General features: G+C 65.8%; 23 protein-coding genes. 10 read left to right on the top strand and 13 right to left on the bottom strand.

Features of this window, described 5'->3' with window-relative positions; genetic code table 11:
• The 5 genes from mtnC to aroC all read right to left on the bottom strand — a co-directional run.
• Positions 1–619: acireductone synthase (gene mtnC, locus PNI01S_RS27200; protein WP_084359790.1), on the bottom strand; the 619-nt coding region annotated here is incomplete at its 3' end.
• A gap of 174 nt (positions 620–793) precedes the next feature.
• A complete protein-coding gene (locus PNI01S_RS27195; protein WP_024765430.1) occupies positions 794–1,339 on the bottom strand; it encodes a 1,2-dihydroxy-3-keto-5-methylthiopentene dioxygenase in 546 nt (181 codons plus the stop codon).
• A gap of 47 nt (positions 1,340–1,386) precedes the next feature.
• The gene (locus PNI01S_RS27190) at positions 1,387–2,013 is read right to left on the bottom strand and encodes a methylthioribulose 1-phosphate dehydratase (protein ID WP_084359789.1); all 627 of its coding nucleotides are present in this window, start codon (positions 2,011–2,013) and stop codon (positions 1,387–1,389) included.
• The gene (locus tag PNI01S_RS27185; protein WP_084359788.1) at positions 1,997–3,157 is read right to left on the bottom strand and encodes an MFS transporter; all 1,161 of its coding nucleotides are present in this window, start codon (positions 3,155–3,157) and stop codon (positions 1,997–1,999) included. The genes PNI01S_RS27190 and PNI01S_RS27185 overlap by 17 nt, the downstream gene beginning before the upstream one ends.
• A gap of 59 nt (positions 3,158–3,216) precedes the next feature.
• Complete coding sequence (aroC, locus tag PNI01S_RS27180) at positions 3,217–4,308, bottom strand: chorismate synthase (protein WP_024765427.1); 1,092 nt, start codon at positions 4,306–4,308, stop codon at positions 3,217–3,219.
• Positions 4,309–4,430: 122 nt separating this feature from the next.
• Here aroC and PNI01S_RS27175 point away from each other — a divergent pair, with 122 nt between their 5' ends.
• Positions 4,431–5,462 carry an alpha/beta hydrolase gene (locus PNI01S_RS27175; protein WP_084359787.1) on the top strand — a complete coding sequence of 344 codons (1,032 nt, stop codon included), beginning with the start codon at positions 4,431–4,433 and terminating at the stop codon, positions 5,460–5,462.
• Positions 5,463–5,510: 48 nt separating this feature from the next.
• Entirely contained in the window at positions 5,511–6,293 is a 783-nt protein-coding gene (locus PNI01S_RS27170) for a hypothetical protein (RefSeq protein WP_024765425.1), read from the top strand.
• A 217-nt stretch (positions 6,294–6,510) separates the two neighbouring features.
• On the opposite strand, the gene prmB is transcribed toward PNI01S_RS27170, so the two are convergent.
• Entirely contained in the window at positions 6,511–7,425 is a 915-nt protein-coding gene (prmB, locus tag PNI01S_RS27165; RefSeq protein WP_024765424.1) for a 50S ribosomal protein L3 N(5)-glutamine methyltransferase, read from the bottom strand.
• A 180-nt stretch (positions 7,426–7,605) separates the two neighbouring features.
• Between prmB and PNI01S_RS27160 the strand changes: the two genes are divergently transcribed.
• The 4 genes from PNI01S_RS27160 to folE all read left to right on the top strand — a co-directional run bounded on the left by PNI01S_RS27160 (position 7,606) and on the right by folE (position 10,013).
• Entirely contained in the window at positions 7,606–8,202 is a 597-nt protein-coding gene (locus tag PNI01S_RS27160) for a cysteine hydrolase family protein (RefSeq protein ID WP_024765423.1), read from the top strand.
• Between the two features lie 173 nt (positions 8,203–8,375).
• Positions 8,376–8,696: a hypothetical protein gene (locus PNI01S_RS27155; protein WP_024765422.1), complete on the top strand. Its 321-nt coding sequence runs from the start codon at positions 8,376–8,378 to the stop codon at positions 8,694–8,696.
• Positions 8,697–8,766: 70 nt separating this feature from the next.
• Entirely contained in the window at positions 8,767–9,324 is a 558-nt protein-coding gene (locus tag PNI01S_RS27150; RefSeq protein ID WP_024765421.1) for a Smr/MutS family protein, read from the top strand.
• 143 nt (positions 9,325–9,467) lie between these two features.
• Positions 9,468–10,013, top strand: a complete 546-nt coding sequence (gene folE, locus PNI01S_RS27145; protein WP_024765420.1) for a GTP cyclohydrolase I FolE — start codon at positions 9,468–9,470, stop codon at positions 10,011–10,013.
• A gap of 62 nt (positions 10,014–10,075) precedes the next feature.
• On the opposite strand, the gene PNI01S_RS27140 is transcribed toward folE, so the two are convergent.
• The 4 genes from PNI01S_RS27140 to PNI01S_RS27125 all read right to left on the bottom strand — a co-directional run bounded on the left by PNI01S_RS27140 (position 10,076) and on the right by PNI01S_RS27125 (position 13,624).
• Positions 10,076–10,924, bottom strand: coding sequence for a cache domain-containing protein (locus PNI01S_RS27140; protein WP_065327606.1), 849 nt, complete (start codon positions 10,922–10,924; stop codon positions 10,076–10,078).
• Positions 10,925–11,021: 97 nt separating this feature from the next.
• Complete coding sequence (locus PNI01S_RS27135) at positions 11,022–11,483, bottom strand: bacteriohemerythrin (protein WP_024765418.1); 462 nt, start codon at positions 11,481–11,483, stop codon at positions 11,022–11,024.
• A 370-nt stretch (positions 11,484–11,853) separates the two neighbouring features.
• Positions 11,854–12,456, bottom strand: coding sequence for a glutathione S-transferase family protein (locus PNI01S_RS27130; RefSeq protein WP_024765417.1), 603 nt, complete (start codon positions 12,454–12,456; stop codon positions 11,854–11,856).
• Positions 12,457–12,466: 10 nt separating this feature from the next.
• Entirely contained in the window at positions 12,467–13,624 is a 1,158-nt protein-coding gene (locus PNI01S_RS27125; RefSeq protein ID WP_024765416.1) for an aminotransferase-like domain-containing protein, read from the bottom strand.
• Between the two features lie 82 nt (positions 13,625–13,706).
• On the opposite strand from PNI01S_RS27125, the gene PNI01S_RS27120 reads away from it, so the two are divergent.
• Positions 13,707–14,147, top strand: a complete 441-nt coding sequence (locus PNI01S_RS27120) for a MarR family winged helix-turn-helix transcriptional regulator (protein WP_024765415.1) — start codon at positions 13,707–13,709, stop codon at positions 14,145–14,147.
• On the opposite strand, the gene PNI01S_RS27115 is transcribed toward PNI01S_RS27120, so the two are convergent.
• The gene (locus tag PNI01S_RS27115) at positions 14,144–14,791 is read right to left on the bottom strand and encodes a hypothetical protein (protein WP_084359786.1); all 648 of its coding nucleotides are present in this window, start codon (positions 14,789–14,791) and stop codon (positions 14,144–14,146) included. The two genes, PNI01S_RS27120 and PNI01S_RS27115, sit on opposite strands and share 4 nt — an antisense overlap.
• A 162-nt stretch (positions 14,792–14,953) precedes the next feature.
• On the opposite strand from PNI01S_RS27115, the gene PNI01S_RS27110 reads away from it, so the two are divergent.
• From PNI01S_RS27110 to PNI01S_RS27100, 3 genes are read left to right on the top strand one after another with little or no spacing between them, the layout of a single operon-like run.
• The gene (locus tag PNI01S_RS27110) at positions 14,954–15,556 is read left to right on the top strand and encodes a LysE family translocator (RefSeq protein WP_084359785.1); all 603 of its coding nucleotides are present in this window, start codon (positions 14,954–14,956) and stop codon (positions 15,554–15,556) included.
• Between the two features lie 13 nt (positions 15,557–15,569).
• Complete coding sequence (locus PNI01S_RS27105) at positions 15,570–16,769, top strand: benzoate/H(+) symporter BenE family transporter (protein ID WP_024765412.1); 1,200 nt, start codon at positions 15,570–15,572, stop codon at positions 16,767–16,769.
• Positions 16,770–16,816: 47 nt separating this feature from the next.
• On the top strand, positions 16,817–17,980 hold the full coding sequence (locus PNI01S_RS27100; protein ID WP_084359784.1) for an AAA family ATPase: 1,164 nt from the start codon (positions 16,817–16,819) through the stop codon (positions 17,978–17,980).
• Positions 17,981–18,093: 113 nt separating this feature from the next.
• On the opposite strand, the gene PNI01S_RS27095 is transcribed toward PNI01S_RS27100, so the two are convergent.
• Both PNI01S_RS27095 and PNI01S_RS27090 read right to left on the bottom strand, forming a co-directional pair.
• Positions 18,094–18,984, bottom strand: coding sequence for a bile acid:sodium symporter family protein (locus PNI01S_RS27095; protein WP_024765410.1), 891 nt, complete (start codon positions 18,982–18,984; stop codon positions 18,094–18,096).
• Between the two features lie 435 nt (positions 18,985–19,419).
• A complete protein-coding gene (locus tag PNI01S_RS27090; protein WP_024765409.1) occupies positions 19,420–20,181 on the bottom strand; it encodes an SDR family oxidoreductase in 762 nt (253 codons plus the stop codon).
• Positions 20,182–20,238 lie beyond the last annotated feature (57 nt).

Raw genomic sequence — 20,238 nt, 5'->3', positions numbered from 1 at the left:
CCTCGCGGGCCAGGCCGATGGTCTGCAGGCCGGCCTGCTGCGCGGCATCCAGCTCCTGGACGATGTCGGAGAGGAAGAGGATGTCTTCGCCCGGCAGACCGATGGCGGCGGCGATGCGGCGGTAGGACTCCACCTCGCGCTTGGGTCCGCTGGTGGTGTCGAAGTAGCCGGAAAACAGCGGCGACAGGTCGCCCGCCTCCGAGCAGCCGAAGATCAGCTTCTGCGCCTGGATAGAGCCGGAGGAATAGACGTACAGCCGGTAGCCCTCGGCGTGCCAGTGGCGCAGCGCGTCGACGGCGTCCGGGTAGACATGGCCCTTGAGCTGGCCGGCGCTGTAGCCCTGCTCCCAGACCATGCCTTGCAGTGCCTTGAGCGGCGTGGCCTTGCGGTCTTCGGCGATCCAGCCGAGAAGGATTTCGATGCAGCGTTCGGTGTCGGCGTTCGTCTCACCACTGTCGGCGCGCACGGCGGCGAGTTGCTCGGCCACGGCCGGCTCGTCGGCATGCCCACGCACGAAGTCCGGCAGGTGCGCGGCGGCATAGGGAAAGAGCACGTCGAAGACGAAGCTGACCGCGCTGGTGGTGCCTTCGATGTCGGTGAGGATGGCTTTGATGGGCATGGGGACTCCAAAAGCCCGCCTTTAACCCAGGCGGGATGACATGTAGGACCGAGGGGGACGCCCAGTCCTTGCTCGCGAACCGCATGGAACCGAGTGGGCCGGCAACACTGTTCGCGAGCAAGCTCGCTCCTACGAAGAGCAGGAAACAGCCTACCCTCCCCGGCTAAGGAGAGATCAGTCTTCCAGCAACGGAAACCGCTTGGCGATCTCGTCGCCGGTGAATTTCGCGACCCAGCCTTCGGCATTGTTGAACAGGCGGATGGCCACGAAGTGCGGGCGCTCGCCCATGTCGAACCAGTGGCGGGTGCCGGCGGGCACCGAGATCAGGTCATTCTTCTCGCACTGCACGGCGTAGACGTGATCCTCGATGTGCAGGGTGAACAGCCCGCGGCCGGCGACGAAGAAGCGTACCTCGTCCTCGCCATGGCGATGTTCATCGAGGAACTTGGCGCGCAGTTCATCCTTTTGCGGATGATCGGCGGTCAGGCTGACCACGTCGACGGTGACGTAGCCCTCCTCCTCCTGCAGGCGACGGATCTCGTGCTGGTAGGCGGCGATCACCTCTTCCTGGCTGGCGCCGGGAACGATGGGGGCATTCGCCGCCCAGCGCTGGAAGCGCACGCCCAGCTCGCCCAGGGTGGAAGCGATGTCCTCGGCGTGGGTCAGCAGTTTCAGCGGCTGCTCGGGGTTGGATTCGTGGTAGACGGTCAGGCTGCTCATGGTCGTTGTCCTTCTGGGCTTTTTTCTCAAAAGCGGGCCGGGTTCGCTCAGCGCGTGCCGCCGCGAAGGCTCAGTACTTTCAGTTCGCATTCGAAGAGGAATTCGAAGGCTTCGATCTGGCGCAGGGCATCGGCCATGCGTGGCCCCCAAGTGTACAGGCCGTGGCCACGGATCAGGTAACCGGGGCAGTCCGGATGCTCATCGAGCCAGGGCTGCACCTTGGCCGCCAGCCGGGCGATGTCCTGGTCGTTATCGAAGATCGGCACGGTCACACGGCCTTCGTGAGTACTGACGCCGGCAAAGGCCTTCTGCAGTTCGTAGTCTTCCAGCTCCAGGCGGTCACCCACGGTCAGGCGCGAGAGTACGGTGGCATTGACCGAATGGGTGTGCAGCACCGCGCCGATCTCCGGGCGCCAGGCGTAGAGCTGGGTGTGCAGCAGGGTTTCCGCCGAGGGCTTCTTGCCCGGTTCCAGGCTGTTGCCGGCGAGGTCGGTTTCCAGCACATCATTCTCACCGAGTTGGCCCTTGTGCTTGCCCGAAACGGTGAGCAACGCACGGTCGGCGGCCAGGCGCGCGGAATAGTTGCTGCTGGTGGCCGGCGACCAGCCACGGCCGTAGAGGAAACGGCCGGCCTCGATGATCTGTTGGGTCAGCTGTTCACGGGTGTCGTTCATGCGGGTCCTCGTTCAGACGGGTCCAGATGATGAAGGCGGCAGCCAGCGCAGCCACGCTGGCGATGGCAAAGGTCCAGGCCGGCCCAAGGCTACCCCAGCTGTAGCCGGAGTAAAGCGCGCCGAGCGCGCCACCGGTGCCGGCCAGCGCGGCGTACAGCGCCTGGCCCTGCCCCTGCTGGCGAGCCTGGAAGCTGCGCTGGACGAAATGAATGGCGGCGGCGTGGAAGCTGCCAAAGGTCGCCGCGTGCAGCAACTGGGCAAACAGCAGCACCGGCAGGTGCCCGGCCAACATGCCCAGCAGCAGCCAGCGCAAGGCCGCCAGCAGGAAGCTCGCCACCAGCACCTGGCGCAGCGAGAAGCGCTTGAGCAGGCGCGGCATGACCAGGAACAGCAGCACCTCGGCCACCACCCCCAGCGCCCAGAGCTGGCCGATCAGCCCGCGCGCGTAGCCAAGCGACTCCAGGTGCAGGGTCAGGAAGGTGTAGTACGGACCGTGGGACAGCTGCATCAGGCACACGCACAGGTAGAAGGCGAGCACGCCGGGCTTGAGCAGTTGCTGGAGAAAACCGCCCGCGCTGGCCTCATCCTGCCGCGCCGGCGGCTGGGCATTCGGCACCCACCAACTGGCGCCGACGATGCCGAGCATGATCGTCAGCAGCGCCAGCGGATAGGCGTCCAGGCTGGCGAACTCGAACAGCCAGCCCAGGCCGACCACGGTACAGATGAAACCGATGGAACCCCACAGGCGGATGCGGCTGTAGCTCTCGGTGCGCCCGCGCAGGTGCGCCAGCGTGATCACCTCGAACTGCGGCAGTACCGCGTGCCAGAAGAACGCGTGCCCGGCCATGATCAGCGCCAGCCACGCATAGCTGTGATCGAGGAAGATGCCGGCGAAACACAGCGCCGTGCACACCGCGCCGAAGCGCACGATGGCCAGCCGCTGGCCGCTGCGGTCGCCCAACCAGCCCCACAGGTTGGGGGCGATGCAGCGCATCAGCATGGGGATCGCCACCAGTTCGCCGATGCGTGGCGCAGAGAACCCCAGGTGATGGAAATACAGCGCGAGGAACGGCGCCGTCCCACCCAGCAGGCAGAAGTAGAAGAAGTAGAAACTGGACAGCCGCCAGTAGGGAACCTGAGTCATCGGCGGCGAATATCCGACGCTCCCGCCACCTGATCAGGCCGGCGGGAGCGCCAGGTCACTCAAAGCTGGCCGAGGACCGGGGTGCCGACCTTCACGTCGGCGTTCTGCGCGCGATTGCGCAGCAGGTGGTCGAGCAGCACGATGGCCATCATCGCCTCGGCGATGGGCGTGGCGCGGATGCCCACGCACGGATCGTGGCGACCTTTGGTGATGACATCCACCGGGTTGCCGTCGACGTCGATGGAGCGGCCGGGGGTGGTGATGCTGGAGGTGGGCTTGAGCGCCAGGTGGGCGATGATCGGCTGGCCGCTGGAAATACCGCCGAGGATGCCGCCGGCATTGTTCGACAGGAAGCCTTCGGGCGTCAGCTCGTCGCGGTGCTCGGTGCCACGTTGGGCGACGCTGGCAAAGCCGGCGCCGATTTCCACGCCCTTCACCGCGTTGATGCTCATCAGCGCGTGGGCCAGTTCGGCGTCCAGGCGGTCGAAGATCGGCTCGCCCAGGCCCGGCGGCACGCCTTCGGCGACCACGGTGATCTTCGCGCCCACCGAATCCTGGTCACGGCGCAGCTGGTCCATGTAGGCCTCCAGCTCCGGCACCTTGTCCGGGTCGGGGCTGAAGAAGGCATTGTCTTCGACGCTGTCCCAGGTCTTGAAGGGGATTTCGATGGGGCCGAGCTGGCTCATGTAGCCGCGCACGCTGATACCCATGCCCGCCAGAACCTTCTTGGCGATCGCACCAGCCGCCACGCGCATGGCGGTCTCGCGCGCCGAGGAACGGCCGCCGCCACGGTAGTCACGGATGCCGTACTTGTGGTGGTAGGTGTAGTCGGCGTGGGCCGGGCGGAACAGGTTCTTGATCGCCGAGTAGTCCTTGGACTTCTGGTCGGTGTTGCGGATCAGCAGGCCGATCGGGGTACCGGTGGTCTTGCCCTCGAACACGCCGGAGAGGATCTCCACCTCGTCGGCTTCCTGGCGCTGGGTGGTATGGCGGCTGGTGCCGGGCTTGCGGCGGTCCAGGTCGCGCTGCAGGTCTTCCAGGGAAATCTCAAGGCCGGGCGGGCAGCCGTCGACGATGGCGACCAGCGCCGGGCCGTGGCTTTCGCCAGCGGTGGTGACGGTGAACAGCTTGCCGTAGGTGTTGCCGGACATGCGAGGCTCCGCGAAAAGACTGGTATCGAAAAGGCCGAGCAGTATACCTGCGTCAATCCGCCCTGCGAACCTTCGCCGCCCGCGAGGATCAAAGCGCCATCAGCCCCATCGCGAAGTCTTCGATGCGCCGTCTCGCCCTGCTCCTCTTCTGTTTCGTCACCAGCATCGCCCAGGCCGCCCCCACCAGCATCCTGCAGCGTCCCTATGACCTGGATACCGGCCACGGCGTGCTGCGCGGCACGCTGCTGCTGCCCCAGGGCGATACCCCTCCGCCAGTAGCACTGCTGATCGCCGGCTCCGGCCCCACCGACCGCGACGGCAACAACCCCGAGGGCGGACAGAACGCCTACCTGCGCAAACTGGCCGAGGCCTTGGCGGAAAACGGCATTGCCAGCGTACGCTACGACAAGCGCGGCGTGGCCCGCAGCCTGCCGGCCGCGCCGCGTGAGGAAGAGCTCAGCGTCGAAGCCTACGTCAGCGACGTGGTGGCCTGGAGCGACAAGCTGGCCCACGACCCGCGCTTCGGCCGGCAGATTCTCATCGGCCACAGCGAGGGCGCGCTGATCGCCAGCCTCGCCGCGCCGCAAACCCACGCCGAGGCGCTGGTTTCCCTGGCCGGCAGCGCCCGCCCGATCGGCGACGTATTGCGCGAGCAGTTGCAAGCCCGCCTGCCGCCGCCCCTGCTCGCCCAGGCTGACCAGTTGATCGACGGTCTGCAGGCCGGGCAGTTGCAGCCACGGGTGCCGGAGCCCCTGAAGGTGCTGTTCCGCCCCAGCGTGCAGCCCTACCTGATCTCGCTGTTCCGCCAGGACCCGGCCCGCGCCTTCGCCGAGTTGAAATTGCCGACGCTGGTCCTGCAGGGCACCAACGATATCCAGGTCGGCGTCGAGGATGCGCAGGCGCTCAAGCGCGCCAAGCCCGACAGCGACTTCCATCTGATCTCGGGGATGAACCATATCCTGCGGATCGTTCCGACCAGCGGTCCGCAGCAGCTCGCCTCCTACAACAACCCCAACCTGCCGCTGGCCCGTGAGCTGGTGCAGCGCATCACGACTTTCATCCAGCACGCGCCGAGCCTGCCCGGCAGTACGCTTGCCGAAAATGCGCCCGGATCTGGAGCGAACGTCTCAAGAAATCCGCCGGTGCGTCGATAAACCACGGGAGAGCCCTGGCCACGCCCGCCAGGCCCCGAGGTAGACCCCATGACCGAAGCCGAACAGACAGCCGTCGCCGCCGACGAGAGCGCCGCCGCCCGCCCGCATCCCTGGGCGGACCTGGCGCCGGAACACTATCGCCTGCTGCGCCTGGCGCCGCTGCCCACCGACCGCACCACTGGCGCGCGGCCGCTGCGCTTCGTGCAACTGGGCCGGGTGGAACGCCACAACGGCGAGCAGAGCCTGCTGCGGCTGACCGTACAGGTGCCCGGCCAGGTGCTGCGCAAGGAAGTGAACCTGCTGGAGGTCTGGGCGGACCACCGCAACAAGGAAGTGCGCTTCGGCGCCGACTCGGGCTTCACCACCGAACCGCTGAACCGCGGACTGGGGCGATTCCTGCTGGCCCAGGGAGTGGCCTGGGCGAAAAAGAAGTGGTCGCACTACCGTGTCGAGGGTGGCGCGCTGGCGATGAAGGACGCACCCAACGAAGAGGCCCGGCAGCGCCGCGACCACTTCCTGCGCGCCCAGGGCTTCGACGTGATCTACGAGGATTCGCGGCTGCTGAAGGCGCGCTACAGCGTCGGCCGGGTCAGCGAGCTGTACGACGACTGGCACAAGGACAAGGTGCAGATAGTCCCGCTGCTGGAAGCCGGCTCGATGCTGGAACAGGCTGACCAGAACCTCGCCACCCAGTCCAACGAGATTCGCCGGCTGGAGCAGCGCATCGAGACCTTCCGCCGCGACGACACCAGCCTGCGCTTCACCATCGCCTGCCTGACGGTGTTCGCCGTGTTCCAGGCGGGACTGCTGATCTGGATCGCCACGCACTAGCGTGCATGCGCCGCCGACCGATCGGCGCGGCCGGTGGGCAACCGCGGACGAAGTCCGCTCCTACCCAAAGCCGACCTCCGCGATGGGCTGAGTCCCACGCCGAAGCATTCTTTTGTAGGAGCGAGCCTGCTGGCGAACCGGCCAGGCGCCGGACCAACCGGTAAATCCATTCGCGAGCAAGCTCGCTCCTACAGATTCAGCCCACCCTTGGAGCGGATCAGGCCTTTACCCGCGCCCTGAACAGCTCCTGATGCTCGCGGCATTGCTGCGCCGAGAGCAGGAATACCCCGTGGCCACCGTACTCGAAGTCGAGCCAGGTGAAGTCCACTTCCGGGTAGAGCGCCGCCACGTGCACCTGGCTGTTGCCCACCTCCACCACCAATGTGCCGCGCTCGGTCAGGTGGTCCGCCGCCTCGGCCAGCATGCGCCGCACCAGGTCCAGGCCGTCGTTGCCGCAGGCCAGGCCCAGCTCCGGCTCGTGGTGGTACTCGGCGGGCATGTCGGCGAAGTCTTCGGCGTCGACATAGGGAGGGTTCGACACGATCAGGTCGAAACGCTGGCCCGGCAGGCCTTCGAAGCCGTCACCCTGCACGGTGTAGACGCGCTCGCCCAGCTCGTGGCGCTCAATATTGATATTGGCCACTTCCAGGGCATCGAACGACAGGTCGCCCAGCACCACTTCGGATTCCGGGAAGGCGCTGGCGCAGGCGATGCCGATGCAGCCCGAGCCGGTGCACAGGTCGAGGATTCGTGCAGGGTCGGCCGCCAGCCAGGGCTCGAAGCGACGTTCGATGAGTTCGGCGATGGGCGAGCGCGGCACCAGCACGCGCTCGTCCACCACGAAGGGCATGCCGCAGAACCAGGCCTCACCCAGCAGGTAGGCAGTCGGCACACGCTCCTCGATGCGTCGGCGCAGCAGGTGCATCAGGTATTCGCGCTCCTCGTCCTCGAGGCGGCAATCCAGGTAGGCGTCGGCCATTTCCCAGGGCAGATGGAGCGCGCCCAGCACCAGTTGGCGGGCCTCATCCCAGGCGTTGTCGGTACCGTGGCCAAAGAACAGTTCCTCGGCGTGGAAGCGGCTGACGGCCCAGCGGATGTGGTCACGCAGGGTCAGCAAACGAGATTCGGTCACGGCAGCAGTCCTCGCAGCTCGCAAAAAGGGGCGCATTCTAGCGGAATGCGGACACTCCGGGGGCTTTCCAGCCCGTTCCGCCACAGAATGCCATTACCACTTTGGCGCGAGTTCGCAAAGATTCACAGCGGACGCGTTACGGCCCACAATGAGTGAACATGCATTTACAGGAGTCGTGACATGTCCCTTCCGCTCAGCATGCTGCAGATCAGTGGGCGCGGATATCCGCCGGCCACCCTGCGCCAGAGCACTCTGTTGATCATCGATGCCCAGGAGGAGTACCGCAGCGGCGTACTGGCCCTGCCTGACCTGGATGCCGCGGTGGCGCAGATTCGCCTGTTGCTGGAGACGGCCCGGGCCATGGGCACTCCCATTGTCCACGTGCACCACCTGGGCGTGGTCGGCGGCCTCCTCGACCCTCAGGGCCCGCGCGGCCGCTTCCTGCCCGAACTGGCGCCGCTGCCGGGCGAGGTGGTGGTGGACAAGCGCCTGCCCAACGCCTTCGCCGGCACCGACCTGCATGACCGCCTGCAGGCCGGCGGCCGCCTGGACCTGATCGTCTGCGGGTTCATGACCCACTCCAGCATCAGCACCACCGTCCGCGCCGCCAAGGACTACGGCTACCGTTGCACCCTGGTGGATGCCGCCTGCGCCACCCGCGACATTCCCACCCCCGAAGGCGGCGTGCTCGCCGCGCGCGACCTGCACCGCGCCGAAATCGCCGCCCTGGGCGACAACTTCGCCGCCGTGGTCGCACAAGCCCAGGCGCTGGTCTGAAGCCATTCGTCCCGACGGGCGGCAACGACAAGCACCCGGGGTTAGGCTCAGCTTAGGCGCGATAGCCCGCGAACCCGCTCACCCAGCGGGTTCGCCGCGCTTCCCGACCCTGGGGTTGGAACCCCACCCCTCCCCACCGGTCATAGCCTCGTTCAATAGATGAGGAAGTCGGGATGAAGATGACCGATAAATTCGATCCACCCAGCCTGCGCCCGAAGCGTCCGGGTCGCTGGCGCTGGCGCTTCGCCGCCGCGATCGCCGCGGTAATCGCCACCTTGGGCATCCTGTCCGCCATGGCCGGCGTCGCCGCCCTGCTCCGCCGCCAGCCCGCGGTGGGCGTGCTGCACATCGAACCGGGAGCCGGCGCCGTGCTGCTGGTAATCGGACTGTTCTGTCTGTGGCTGGGTGTCACATTCTGGCGCGCCGCGCGCCGCCGTGCCCGTGGCCGTGAAGGCCTGAGCCTGTCGCCCCGGCTGATGAAGCGCCGCGACTGATCCCCGCACGGCGCATTTCCGCAGGACCGGCGCGATCCGTTAGACTGCGCGGCTGTTTGAGGAGGTGCGCATGCAAGACGACGATTTTTCCCAATTCGCCAGCGAAATGCGCGGCGTCAGACGGATCACCGTGGACCAGGCCGACACCGGTAAACCCAAGGCCGACCGCAAGCAGCTCAAGGAGCTGCGACAGAACGCGACCGTACGCACCGAGAACATCCGGGTCGACGGCCTCTCCGACCAGTTCGTCATCGACGTCGGCCCCGAGGACGAACTCTACTGGGCCTGCGACGGCGTCCAGGAAGGCCAGATACGCAAGCTCAAGGCCGGCCAGATCAGTTTCGAGGGCAGCCTCGACCTGCACGGCATGAAGATCGAAACGGCCCGCGAAACCCTCTGGGACTTCATCGCCGAAGCCACGCGCTTCGAGATCCGCTGCGTCCGCGTTACCCACGGCAAGGCGGCGCGCGTCGACGGCCGCAGCCCGATGGTGAAGAGCCATGTGAACACCTGGCTGCGCCAGCACCCGCAGGTACTCGGCTTCACCTCCTGCCTGCCGCGCCACGGCGGTACCGGTGCCATCTACGTGATGCTGCGCCGCAACATGCTCGAAGGCCGCGACGAGTAAAAGCCCTGCCCCCGGCTAGCACTCGCGTCCGGCGACAATCCGCCTGCCATAACGCGCCAACCGGCGCTCGGGCCTTGCCAGCCAAGGCTGAGCGCCCTACCCTGCGCCACGGTTTTTATTTTTGTCATTGCCACAGGTAGATCATGTCCCTGGAACAAAACTACTCCGCGATCCTCAGCCAGCTCGGTGAGGACGTCACCCGCGAAGGCCTGGTGGACACGCCCAAGCGCGCCGCCAAAGCCATGCAGTACCTTTGCCGCGGCTACCAGCAGACGCTGGAGGAGATCGTCAACGGCGCCCTGTTCAGCTCCGACAACAGCGAGATGGTGCTGGTCAAGGACATCGAGCTCTACTCGCTGTGCGAACACCACCTGCTGCCGTTCATTGGCAAGGCCCACGTGGCCTACATCCCCAACGGCAAGGTGCTGGGGCTGTCCAAGGTGGCGCGCATCGTCGACATGTACGCCCGCCGCCTGCAGATCCAGGAAAACATGTCGCGGCAGATCGCCGAGGCGGTCCAGCAGGTCACCGGCGCGCTGGGCGTGGCCGTGGTGATCGAGGCCAAGCACATGTGCATGATGATGCGCGGCGTGGAGAAGCAGAATTCCTCCATGGTCACCTCGGTGATGCTCGGCGAGTTCCGCGAGAACGCCGCCACCCGCAGCGAGTTCCTCAGCCTGATCCGCTGACAGCCGCCGTCATGAAAAAACCGGCCCTCGGGCCGGTTTTTTGTGCCTGTGAATCGCTGCAATCAGCGCGTGTAGTAACCCACCGCAACGAGGTAATGGCCGGCCTTGCGCAGAAAGGCGTGCTTGTTCTCCACCTTGCTGGTCACCGGGTTGCGCCACTGGTACTCGAATTCCGCCTCGCCCTTGGACTTGGCCAGTTCCAGCATGGCGTGGCCGATCGGGTTGCCGCCCGGGTCCTTCAGCGAATCGAAGTCCGTGCCGACCATCCGCGTATTGAAGCCATGGGCAACGAATTTCGACGTATCCAGGTCGACAACGAAGACGTAGAGGTCATCCTGGATAAATGCGGGATCGCGCGCGGTGATCTTCTTGAAGGTGTCCTGCGGATCGGCCGCGACGGCCTTCACCGCCTTGTCCAGCATGGCCGCCGCCTGCTGCGCCGACGCGCGCGGGATGTAGTAGCCCACCGCGAGGAAGCGCTCACCCACACGCTGGTAATAGACGTGCTTGCGCTCGACCTTGCCGTCCGCCCAGTTCTTCCAGCGGTAGTCGGCCTGTTGCACCTTGCCGGTCTCCGGCGATTTCAGCGCCTGCGCAAACTGCTTCTGCAACGACGGATCGAGTGTGGTCGACACATCCCGATCGATCAGCACCACCGACGGCCCGCCGCTGGCAAGCATGGTGCCCTTGCTGTCCACGACGAACACATACAGGTCCCCGTCGATGAACTCGCCCTGGCGGCTGAACGCAGCGAAGGCCTTGTCGCCCTCCTGCTTGTAGGCGGCCACCGCCTTGGACAGCAACGCCTTGGCGCGCTGGTCGTCCGTTGGCGAGGTCGTCGGCTGGGCGGCGAACAATGGGAAGGATGAGAGGAAAGAAAGCAGCAGCAGTGACTTCAACAGCGTCTTCATGCGCGAATACCCCCGTGGCATTGCTTGTAGTTGTGCACAGAGCATAGCCAGCCGAAGGGGATTCGCGTCGGCATTCACCGCCGAAGTGACTGAAAATTCAGCCGAAGAATCGCTTCATCGAGCGCGACAGCCAGCCACCGTGGCTCTGGTCGCGGGTCAGCTCGTGCATGCTGGCCATCACCGACTCCACGTAGTTGGCGTCGTCATTACGGATATGGTTGAACAGCCAGCGTCCGAGCAGGCCCTTGAGCTCCTCGGCGACGTCCTCGCCGGCGTCGAAGCGCAGGCGGTAGTCGGAAACGCGCTTGATGAAGAGTTCGTGGACCTTCTTGTGCGCACGGGTGAACTGGTAGCCGGAATCCTCCAGCAGCGTCTCCTCGAAGGCGAAGTGCGAGATGGTGTAGTCGACCAGTTCCTCGATCACGCCGCCGAGCATGGCTCGGTCGTGATGGGCCTGGGCCTCGTGCAGCTGGTTGATCATTTCGACGATGCGTTTGTGCTGCGCGTCGATCACTCCGATCCCGGTGTCGAGATCCGCCTGCCAGACCAGATAGGCCATCTTTCCCCTCCCCACGCCGGGCGACGACACTGCCTGCCGCTCGCGCCCGGCCACATCGGTACGTCCCGCATGGCAGCCCGTCCAGATTAGGGAGGGCGACAAAACGCCGCCATGATGCCGGTCAACCCCAAAGTACCGAAATCAGCGGTTTAGAGCGGCTTTTCGGACTTATCTGATGGCAAATTGCCTGTTTTCGCTTCGCACAAAGCGAAACCTTGCGTAGGAGCAGACTCCGTTCGCGAGTGCTATCCGGCCACCTCGAATCGACGAGAAAACGATCGCGGACTGAATCCGCTTCCGCATCATTGGGTCTGCCAACGAAAAACGCCGCTTCGAGGGAAGCGGCGTTTTCAATGGCCGGGCGGGATGATCAGTCCTGCATCGCCACGTGCCGCGGATGGTCGGCCACCCGCGCCAGCCAGGCATTGATGGCCGGGAAGTTCGACAGGTCGAAGCCGCCCTGGTGCGCCACATGGGTGTAGGCATACAGGGTGATGTCGGCGATGGAGTACTGGTCACCCACCAGGTAAGGCGTCTGCTGCAGCTGCTTTTCCATCACTTTCAGCGCCTTGTAACCGCCCTTCTGGCAGCGCACGTACTCCTCGCGGCGCTCTTCGGGCAGGCCCAGGTAGAACTCGATGAAACGCGCCACCGCCACGTAGGGCTCATGGCTGTATTGCTCGAAGAACTGCCATTGCAGCACCTGGGTGCGCAGGCGCGGTTCACGTGGCAGGAGATCGCTGCCATCGGCGAGGAAGTTGAGGATGGCGTTGGACTCCCACAGGCAGGTGCCATCTTCCAGCTGCAGCACCGGCACCTTGCCGTTGGGGTTCATCGCCAGGAACTCGGCGGTCTGCGTCTCGCCCTTGAGGATATCGATCTCGCGCCACTGGTAAGGCAGGCCGAGCAGGTGCAGGGCCAGCTTGACCTTGTAGCAGTTGCCGGACAGTCGATCGCCGTAGACGGTGTACATGCTCATCTCCTCATTGGGCCTGGGCTTCGCGGATGACCGTCGCCAGACGGCGCAAACCTTCGCCGGCACGTTCCGGCGCCACGTGGCTGAAGTTAAGCCGCAAATAGCCGGGATTGGCATCCGGTTGCGTGAAGAAAGGCTCGCCCGGCATGAAGGCCACGTTCTGCGCCAACGCCGCGTCCAGCAGTGTACGGGTATCCAGCGGCTGCTTGAGCTTGAGCCAGAAGAACAAGCCGCCCTGGGGCACATTCCACTCCGCCAGCTCGGCGAAATGCTCTTCCAGTTGCTGCTGCATGGCGTCGCGGCGAATGCGATAGAAATCGCGCAGCTCGGCCAGGTGGCCGCGATAGGCCTCGGTGCCGAACCACTGCAGTGCCTGCCACTGGCCGACGCGGTTGGTGTGCAGGTCGGCGGACTGCTTCAGGCGCAGCAGGTGCGGGAACAGGTCCGGCGTGGCGATCAGGAAGCCCACGCGCAGCCCCGGCAGCAGCGTCTTGGAGACGGTACCGGTGTAGATCCAGCTGGATTTCTTCAGGCGACTGACCAACGGAGTCGCGGCGCCCGCATCGAACACCAGCTCGCGGTAAGGCTCGTCCTCGATCAGGGTCACGCCGAACTCGTCGAGCACGGCGGCCACTTCATCGCGGCGTTGCTCGCTGTAGCGCACGCCGGACGGGTTCTGGAAAGTCGGGATCAGGTAGGCGAAGGCCGGCTTGCTGGCCTGCAGGCGCTGGCGCAGCGCGGCGACATCCGGGCCTTCGGCGCCCAGCGGCACGGTCAGGCAGTTCGCGCCGAACAGCTGGAAGGCCTGCAGCGCAGCAAGATAGGTCGGCGCTTCGAGCAATACCTCGGTGCCCGGATCGATGAACAGCTTGCTGGCCAGGTCGAGCGTCTGCTGCGAACCGCTGACGATCAATACCTGGCTCGCTTCGCAGGGCACGCCCAACGCTCGCGCCTCGGCGGCGATGGCCTCGCGCAGCGCCGGCTCCCCTTCGCTCATGCCGTACTGGCCCATGCTCACCGGCATGTCGTCCCAATTCACCTTCGGCAACATCGGCTCGGCGGGCAGGCCGCCGGCAAAGGACATCACCTCCGGGCGCTGCGCCGCGGCGAGGATTTCACGGATCAGAGAGCTTTTCAGTCGGGCGATGCGTTCGGAGAAGGCCATGGGGGTCACCGGTAGCGGGAGCATGGAAGAATGAGTCAAACTGCTTGACCGAAGCTACGACGCCCGGGATGGATACGTCAATATGCCTGACCTAACAAAAAACAGCCTGCAACTCGAAGCGATCCAGGCCTTCTTCTACAGCTACCGGGCCTTCACCGCGAAACCCGACGAGATGCTCGCCCGCCGCGGGCTGAGCCGGGTGCACCACCGCATCCTGTTCTTCATCGCGCGTAATCCGGGGCTGAGTGTCAGCCAGCTGCTGGCCGCCCTGGGCGTGACCAAGCAGGCACTGAACCTGCCGCTGCGTCAGTTGCTCGAGCGCGAACTGATCAGCAGTGAGGCCTGCGGCAACGACAAGCGCAAGCGGCGGCTGGGGCTGACCGCTGAAGGCGGCAAGCTGGAAAAGGCCCTGCGCCGCGAGCAGGACCGCCTGCTGCAGCGCGCCTTCGGCGAGGCCGGGGAAGAAGCGGTGAAAGGCTGGCTGGCGGTGAACCAGGCCATTGCCCGCTCGCCGGACGATTAGCGGGCGGCCCGCTCCTGCTCGCCGGCGGCGCGCAGGAAAATCAGCGCCAAGGGGATGGTGTTGATGATCGACAGCAAGGTGCCAAAGGCGAACAGTACGATGCTCGCCAGGCAGATGCCGCTCACGACGTCGAACCAGCCCATGACCTTCACCGAGGTGAACGGCAGCTGGATCTTCAGCACACGGATGCCATACCAGAGCTGCACCAGGCCGCTGGGCAGGTACATCATCATGAAATACACCGTCGCGTTGCTCTGGTGCGAGCCGGTCAGGTCGACGTCGAAAAGCATGGAAAACACCTGCATCACCACGGCGATGACGATGAGAATCCACATTGGCCAGCGGAGCCCGCGGGCCGCGAATCGATCCTCAAGCAGACGCGTGCTGCGCCAGGCCAGAAAACACCCCAGCAGCATACTCAGCGCACCCAGCCACTCCTCATACGGCATCAGGAACTTCGGGCCACCCGGCAGGCGAGCGACCATGCCGATACCGATCAGCGTCAGGTCCGTCAGCAGCAGAGCAAGCGTGAGTCCCGCCAGCAGCCGCAGCTTGCCGGACGACCAGTCGCCGACGAGGAAAGGCGTGGGCGCGCGCGTGTCGACCAATTCCACCTGCGGCGCGGCGTATGGGTTCCGCTCCATGAACGGCTGACTCCTGTCTGTCGGTAGTGTGCAACATACTGCGGGCATGCGGGCCGTGCCAGCGATGCCGCCACTGTACGGGCCACTCGGCCACTGGCTGTTATGGGACAGCCCCGCGTTGGCAGGATTAGTCTGGCCCTACAATTAGACCGGTACTCCGCCATGCCCCTCGAACTCCTCGGCGCCTTCGTGCTGTTCGCCTTCGTCACCTCCATCACCCCCGGCCCCAACAACATGATGCTGCTGGCCTCGGGCGTGAACTTCGGCGTGCGCCGGACCATCCCGCACATGCTCGGCATCAGCATCGGCTTCCTGCTGCTGGTGGTCGCCGTGGGCCTGGGCCTGCACCAGCTGTTCGAGCGTTTCCCGGCGACCTACACGGCGCTGCGCTATGCCGGTGGCGCCTACCTGCTCTACCTGGCATGGAAGATTGCCCGCTCCGGCGCGCCCGAAGCGAACGGTGAGAACGCCGCCAGACCCATGACCTTTCTCCAGGCAGCCGCCTTCCAGTGGGTCAACCCCAAGGCCTGGGTGATGGCCGTCGGCGCCATCGCCACCTACCTGCCGGCCAACAGCTGGATCGGCAACGTCGTGCTGATCGCCACCCTGTTCGCCGTGGTCAACCTGCCCAGCGTGGGCGTCTGGACCATACTCGGCAGCCTGCTGCGGCGCTGGCTGGAAGACCCACTGCGGCTGCGCCTGTTCAATGTCGGCATGGCCGCCCTGCTGGTAGCCTCGCTCTACCCGCTATTCACCCGCACCTGATGGAAGTTCGTGCATGACTGACACCACTCCCGCCGCCGCGCCCTTGCGCCCGCTGGCCGATTCTTCCCCCGCCGCCATCGTCGCCGGGTTCGTCGCCATGCTTACCGGCTACACCAGCTCGCTGGTGCTGATGTTCCAGGCCGGCCAGGCGGCGGGGCTGACCACCGCGCAGATTTCTTCGTGGATCTGGGCGCTGTCCATCGGCATGGCGCTGACCACCATCGGCCTCACCCTGCGCTACCGCACCCCCATCGTCATCGCCTGGTCCACCCCCGGCGCGGCGCTGCTGATCAGCAGCCTGCCCGGCGTGCCGTATGGCGAGGCCATCGGCGCGTTCATTGTCTGCGCCGCGCTGATCACGATCTGCGGCGTCACCGGCAGCTTCGACCGCCTGATGCGCCAGGTGCCCGGCTCGCTGGCCTCGGCGCTGCTGGCCGGCGTGCTGTTCCGCATCTGCATCGAGATCTGCAACGCCGCGCAGCAGCAGACGGCGCTGGTAGTGGCGATGTTCGTCAGCTACCTCGTCGCCAAGCGTCTTTCGCCACGTTACGCGGTGTTCGCTGCGTTGCTGGTTGGCGTCGCCCTGGCCGGTTTCCTCGGCCTGCTCAACTTCAGCCACTTCCAGCTGGAGATCGCCCGTCCGGTGTGGACGACGCCGAGCTTCTCCCTGGCCGCCACCATCAGTATCGGCATCCCGCTGTTCATCGTCGCCATGGCCTCGCAGAACATGCCGGGCCTCGCCGTACTGCGCGCCGATGGCTACCAGGTGCCCGCCTCGCCGCTGATCTCCACTACCGGTATCGCCTCGCTGCTGCTGGCGCCCTTCGGCTCCCACGGCATCAACCTGGCGGCCATCAGCGCGGCGATCTGCACCGGCCCGGAAGCCCACGAGAACCCGCACAAGCGCTACACCGCCGCGCTCTGGTGCGGGCTGTTCTACGGCATCGCCGGCATCTTCGGCGCCACCCTGGCAGCGCTGTTCGCCGCGCTGCCCAAGGCGCTGGTGCTGTCGATCGCCGCGCTGGCGCTGCTTGGTTCGATCACCAATGGCCTGACCAACGCGATGGCCGATGCGCGCCAGCGCGAAGCGGCGATGGTCACCTTCCTGGTCACAGCCTCCGGTTTCACCCTGTTCTCCGTGGGTTCCGCCTTCTGGGGATTGGTTGCAGGCCTGCTGACACAGCTGGTACTGAACTGGCGTCGTTCCGCGTAAGACCCTTCTGCTAGCATGCGGGCGTTTGCCCGAACCGGATCGCCCGCATGCTGCACACCCTGGCCGTCGCCAATTACCGCTCGATCAACTCGCTGGTGCTGCCGCTGGGCCGGCTGAACCTGATCACCGGCGCCAACGGCAGCGGCAAGTCCAACCTCTACCGTGCCCTGCGCCTGCTCGCCGAGACCGCCCAGGGCGGCGTGGTGAATGCATTGGCGCGCGAAGGCGGGCTGGAATCCACCTTCTGGGCCGGCCCGGAAAACCACTCGCGGCGCATGCGCTCGGGCGAAGTGGAAGTCCAGGGCGGCCCGCGCAACGAAGTGAAGCGCCTGCGCCTGGGCTTCGCCGGTGAGGACTTCGGTTACGCCATCGCCCTCGGCCTGCCGCCCCCGCCGGTGGTCAGCGCCTTCGGCCTGGACCCGGAAATCAAGCACGAAAGCATCTGGGCCGGCCCCTGGTATCGCCCCGCCTCGCAACTGGTGGAACGCAACGGTCCGATGCTGCGTGCCCGCGAAGGCCGCAGCTGGCAGGTGCTGGAACAGCACATCCCGACCTTCGACAGCCTGTTCACCCAGATCGGCAGTGGCTCGGACTGCCCCGAAGCACTGCTGCTGCGCGAGCAGATTCGCGGCTGGCGCTTCTACGACCACTTCCGCACCGACGCCGACGCCCCCGCACGCCAGCCGCAACTGGGCACCCGCACGCCGGTGCTGCACCACGACGGCCGCGACCTGGCCGCCGCGCTGCAGACGATTCGGGAAATCGGCGATGCCAATGCCCTGGAAGCCGCCATCAGCGACGCCTTCCCAGGCGCCGAACTACAGATCGATTGCCAGCTTGGCGGGCGCTTCGCCGTCGCGCTGAAACAGCACGGGCTGCTGCGCCCCCTGAGCGCGGCGGAACTCTCCGACGGTACGTTACGCTACCTGCTGCTGGTGGCCGCCCTGCTCACTCCGCGGCCGCCGTCGCTGATGGTGCTCAACGAGCCGGAAACCAGCCTGCACCCGGACGTGCTGCCCGCGCTGGGACGGTTGATCATCGCGGCGTCGAAACACACCCAGGTCTGGGTCGTGTCCCACGCCAGCCGGCTGATCGCCACGCTGGAGGAACACCCCGAGTGCAATTGCCTGCATCTGGACAAGGAACTGGGCCAGACGCGCATCCGCGACCAGGGCATGTTCGATGCCCCGGCGTGGCATTGGGCGGATTGAGCTCGGAGTCAGGCAACGATATGGCGTAGGAGCGACGGGAAAACTATCGCGGATGGAGTCCGCTCCTGCGCTCACGAGAACAATGGACACCCGATGGCGGGTGCGGTAGCGGATCAGGCAGGCGCCTGCTCCGCGGCTGTCTTCGCCACGCCGCGGCTGACCCACCAGCCGAACAGACCAGCAGTGAAGAACATCAGCACGCCGTAGATCGCCGCCGGAATCGCCATGGTGCTGTTGTTCAGCAGCATCGGGCTGAGCGCCAGGGCAATGGCCAGGGTGCCGTTGTGGATGCCGATCTCCATGCCGATGGCGATGGACTGTGGCTTGGACAGCTTGAGCAGGCGTGGCACCCAGTAGCCCACGGCGAGGCTCAGCAGGTTGAAGCTCAGGGCGGCCGCGCCAACGATGGGGGCGTAGGTCAGGAAGGTCTGCCAGTCCTTGGTCACGGCCACGCCGATGATCACCGCCAGCAGCAGCGCCGAGAGGATCTTCACTGGCTTCTGCAGCGCCGCCGCCACGCTCGGCAGCAGGCGCCGCACGATCATGCCGATGGCGACCGGTCCCAGGACGATGACGAACACCTGCAGCACCTTGCCGAATTGCAGCGGGATGGTCTGGCCATCGTTCATGAAATAGAGCAGAGACATGTTGACGATCAGCGGCATGGTGAGGATGGCGATCACCGAGTTCACCGCGGTCAGCGTGATGTTCAGCGCCACGTCACCGTGGGCCAGGTGGCTGTAGAGGTTCGCGGTGGTGCCGCCGGGCGATGCGGCGAGCAGCATCATGCCCACCGCCAGTGCGGCTTCGAGGGCAAAGCCGACGGTAATGAGGAAGCACGCCAGGGGCAGCAGGATGATCTGGCAGACCAGGCCAATGAGCACCGGCTTGGGATAGCGCACCACGCGGGCGAAGTCGGCGACGGTCAGGGACAGGCCGAGGCCCAGCATGATGATGCCCAGGGCGATGGGCATGAAGAGCGTCAGCAAGGGATCGTTGGTCATTGTCATTATTCTCCAACTGGGGTGGGCCGATTGTTTCGGCCTCTTGGGCGCTTGTAACTGGCCTTGCAGGCCAAAACCACTTCATCCTGTAACAGAATGCAAAGTCTTGTTGCGAACGGGTCGGGATCGTCGGCGGGTACGCTTTTTGTAGGAGCGCGCTTGCTCGCGAACCGCCCAGCGCCGAATCGGCTGGTAAATGCGCTCCTACAGGTGATTCATGAAGTAATAGGACTGGGAACACCCTCTCCCTGAAGGGAGAGGGATTCGTCCTCCGCCACATTCAGTTCGTCGCTCACCTGACACCGTTTCGGTTACATGAAACGGGGGACGAGCCGGCTAAACGGGCGTGTCACCCGCATGCCGAACAGCCCCCTCTCCCTTCAGGGAGAGGGTTGGGGAGAGGGAACACTCGAACGCACCGCTCCCCCGAGACGATCAGATCGCCGTGGCCCCGCCATCCACCGGCAGCGCAATGCCCGTGGTGAAGCCGGCGTGGTCGCTGCACAGGTACAGCACCGCACTGGCGATTTCCTCGACGCGCCCCACACGCCCCACCGGATGCATGGCAGCGGCGAACTCGGCCTTCTTCGGGTCGGCCTCGTAGGCACGGCGGAACATGTCGGTGTCGATCACCGCCGGGCAGACGGCGTTGACGCGGATTTTCTTCTTCGCGTACTCGATGGCGGCGGACTTGGTCAGGCCGATCACCGCATGCTTGGAGGCGGCGTAGATGCTCATCTTCGGCGCGGCGCCCAGGCCAGCGACCGAGGCAGTGTTGACGATGGCGCCGCCGCCCTGCTCCAGCATCACCGGGATCTGGTGCTTCATGCACAGCCAGACACCCTTGACGTTGACGCCCATGATGGCGTCGAACTCGCTCTCCTCGCCGTCGGCCAGCTTGCCCTTCTCGATCTCGATGCCGGCATTGTTGAAGGCGTAGTCCAGGCGGCCGTAGGCGGCCACGGTGCCTTCCACCAGCGCCTTGACCTCGGCGTCGCGGGTCACGTCGCAACGGATGAAGGTGGCCTCGCCACCGGCGGCGCGGATCAGCTCGACGGTAGCTTCGCCGCCCTTGGCGTCGACGTCGGAAACCACGACCTTCACACCCTGCTGGGCAAAGGCCTGGGCGGTGGCGCGGCCGATACCGTTACCGGCGCCAGTGACCAGGGCAACCTGGCCGGAAAGCAGCTGACTCATGAGCGAACCTCGAAGCGGTTTGGGAAATAACCGTCGCAGTCTAGCCAGCGCTCCAGC

The sequence above is a fragment of the Pseudomonas nitroreducens NBRC 12694 genome, from assembly GCF_002091755.1.
In the GTDB taxonomy this organism is placed as follows: domain Bacteria; phylum Pseudomonadota; class Gammaproteobacteria; order Pseudomonadales; family Pseudomonadaceae; genus Pseudomonas; species Pseudomonas nitroreducens.
Note: the sequence above shows the minus strand (reverse complement) of the source record. Positions and strands in the feature narration are given on the sequence as shown.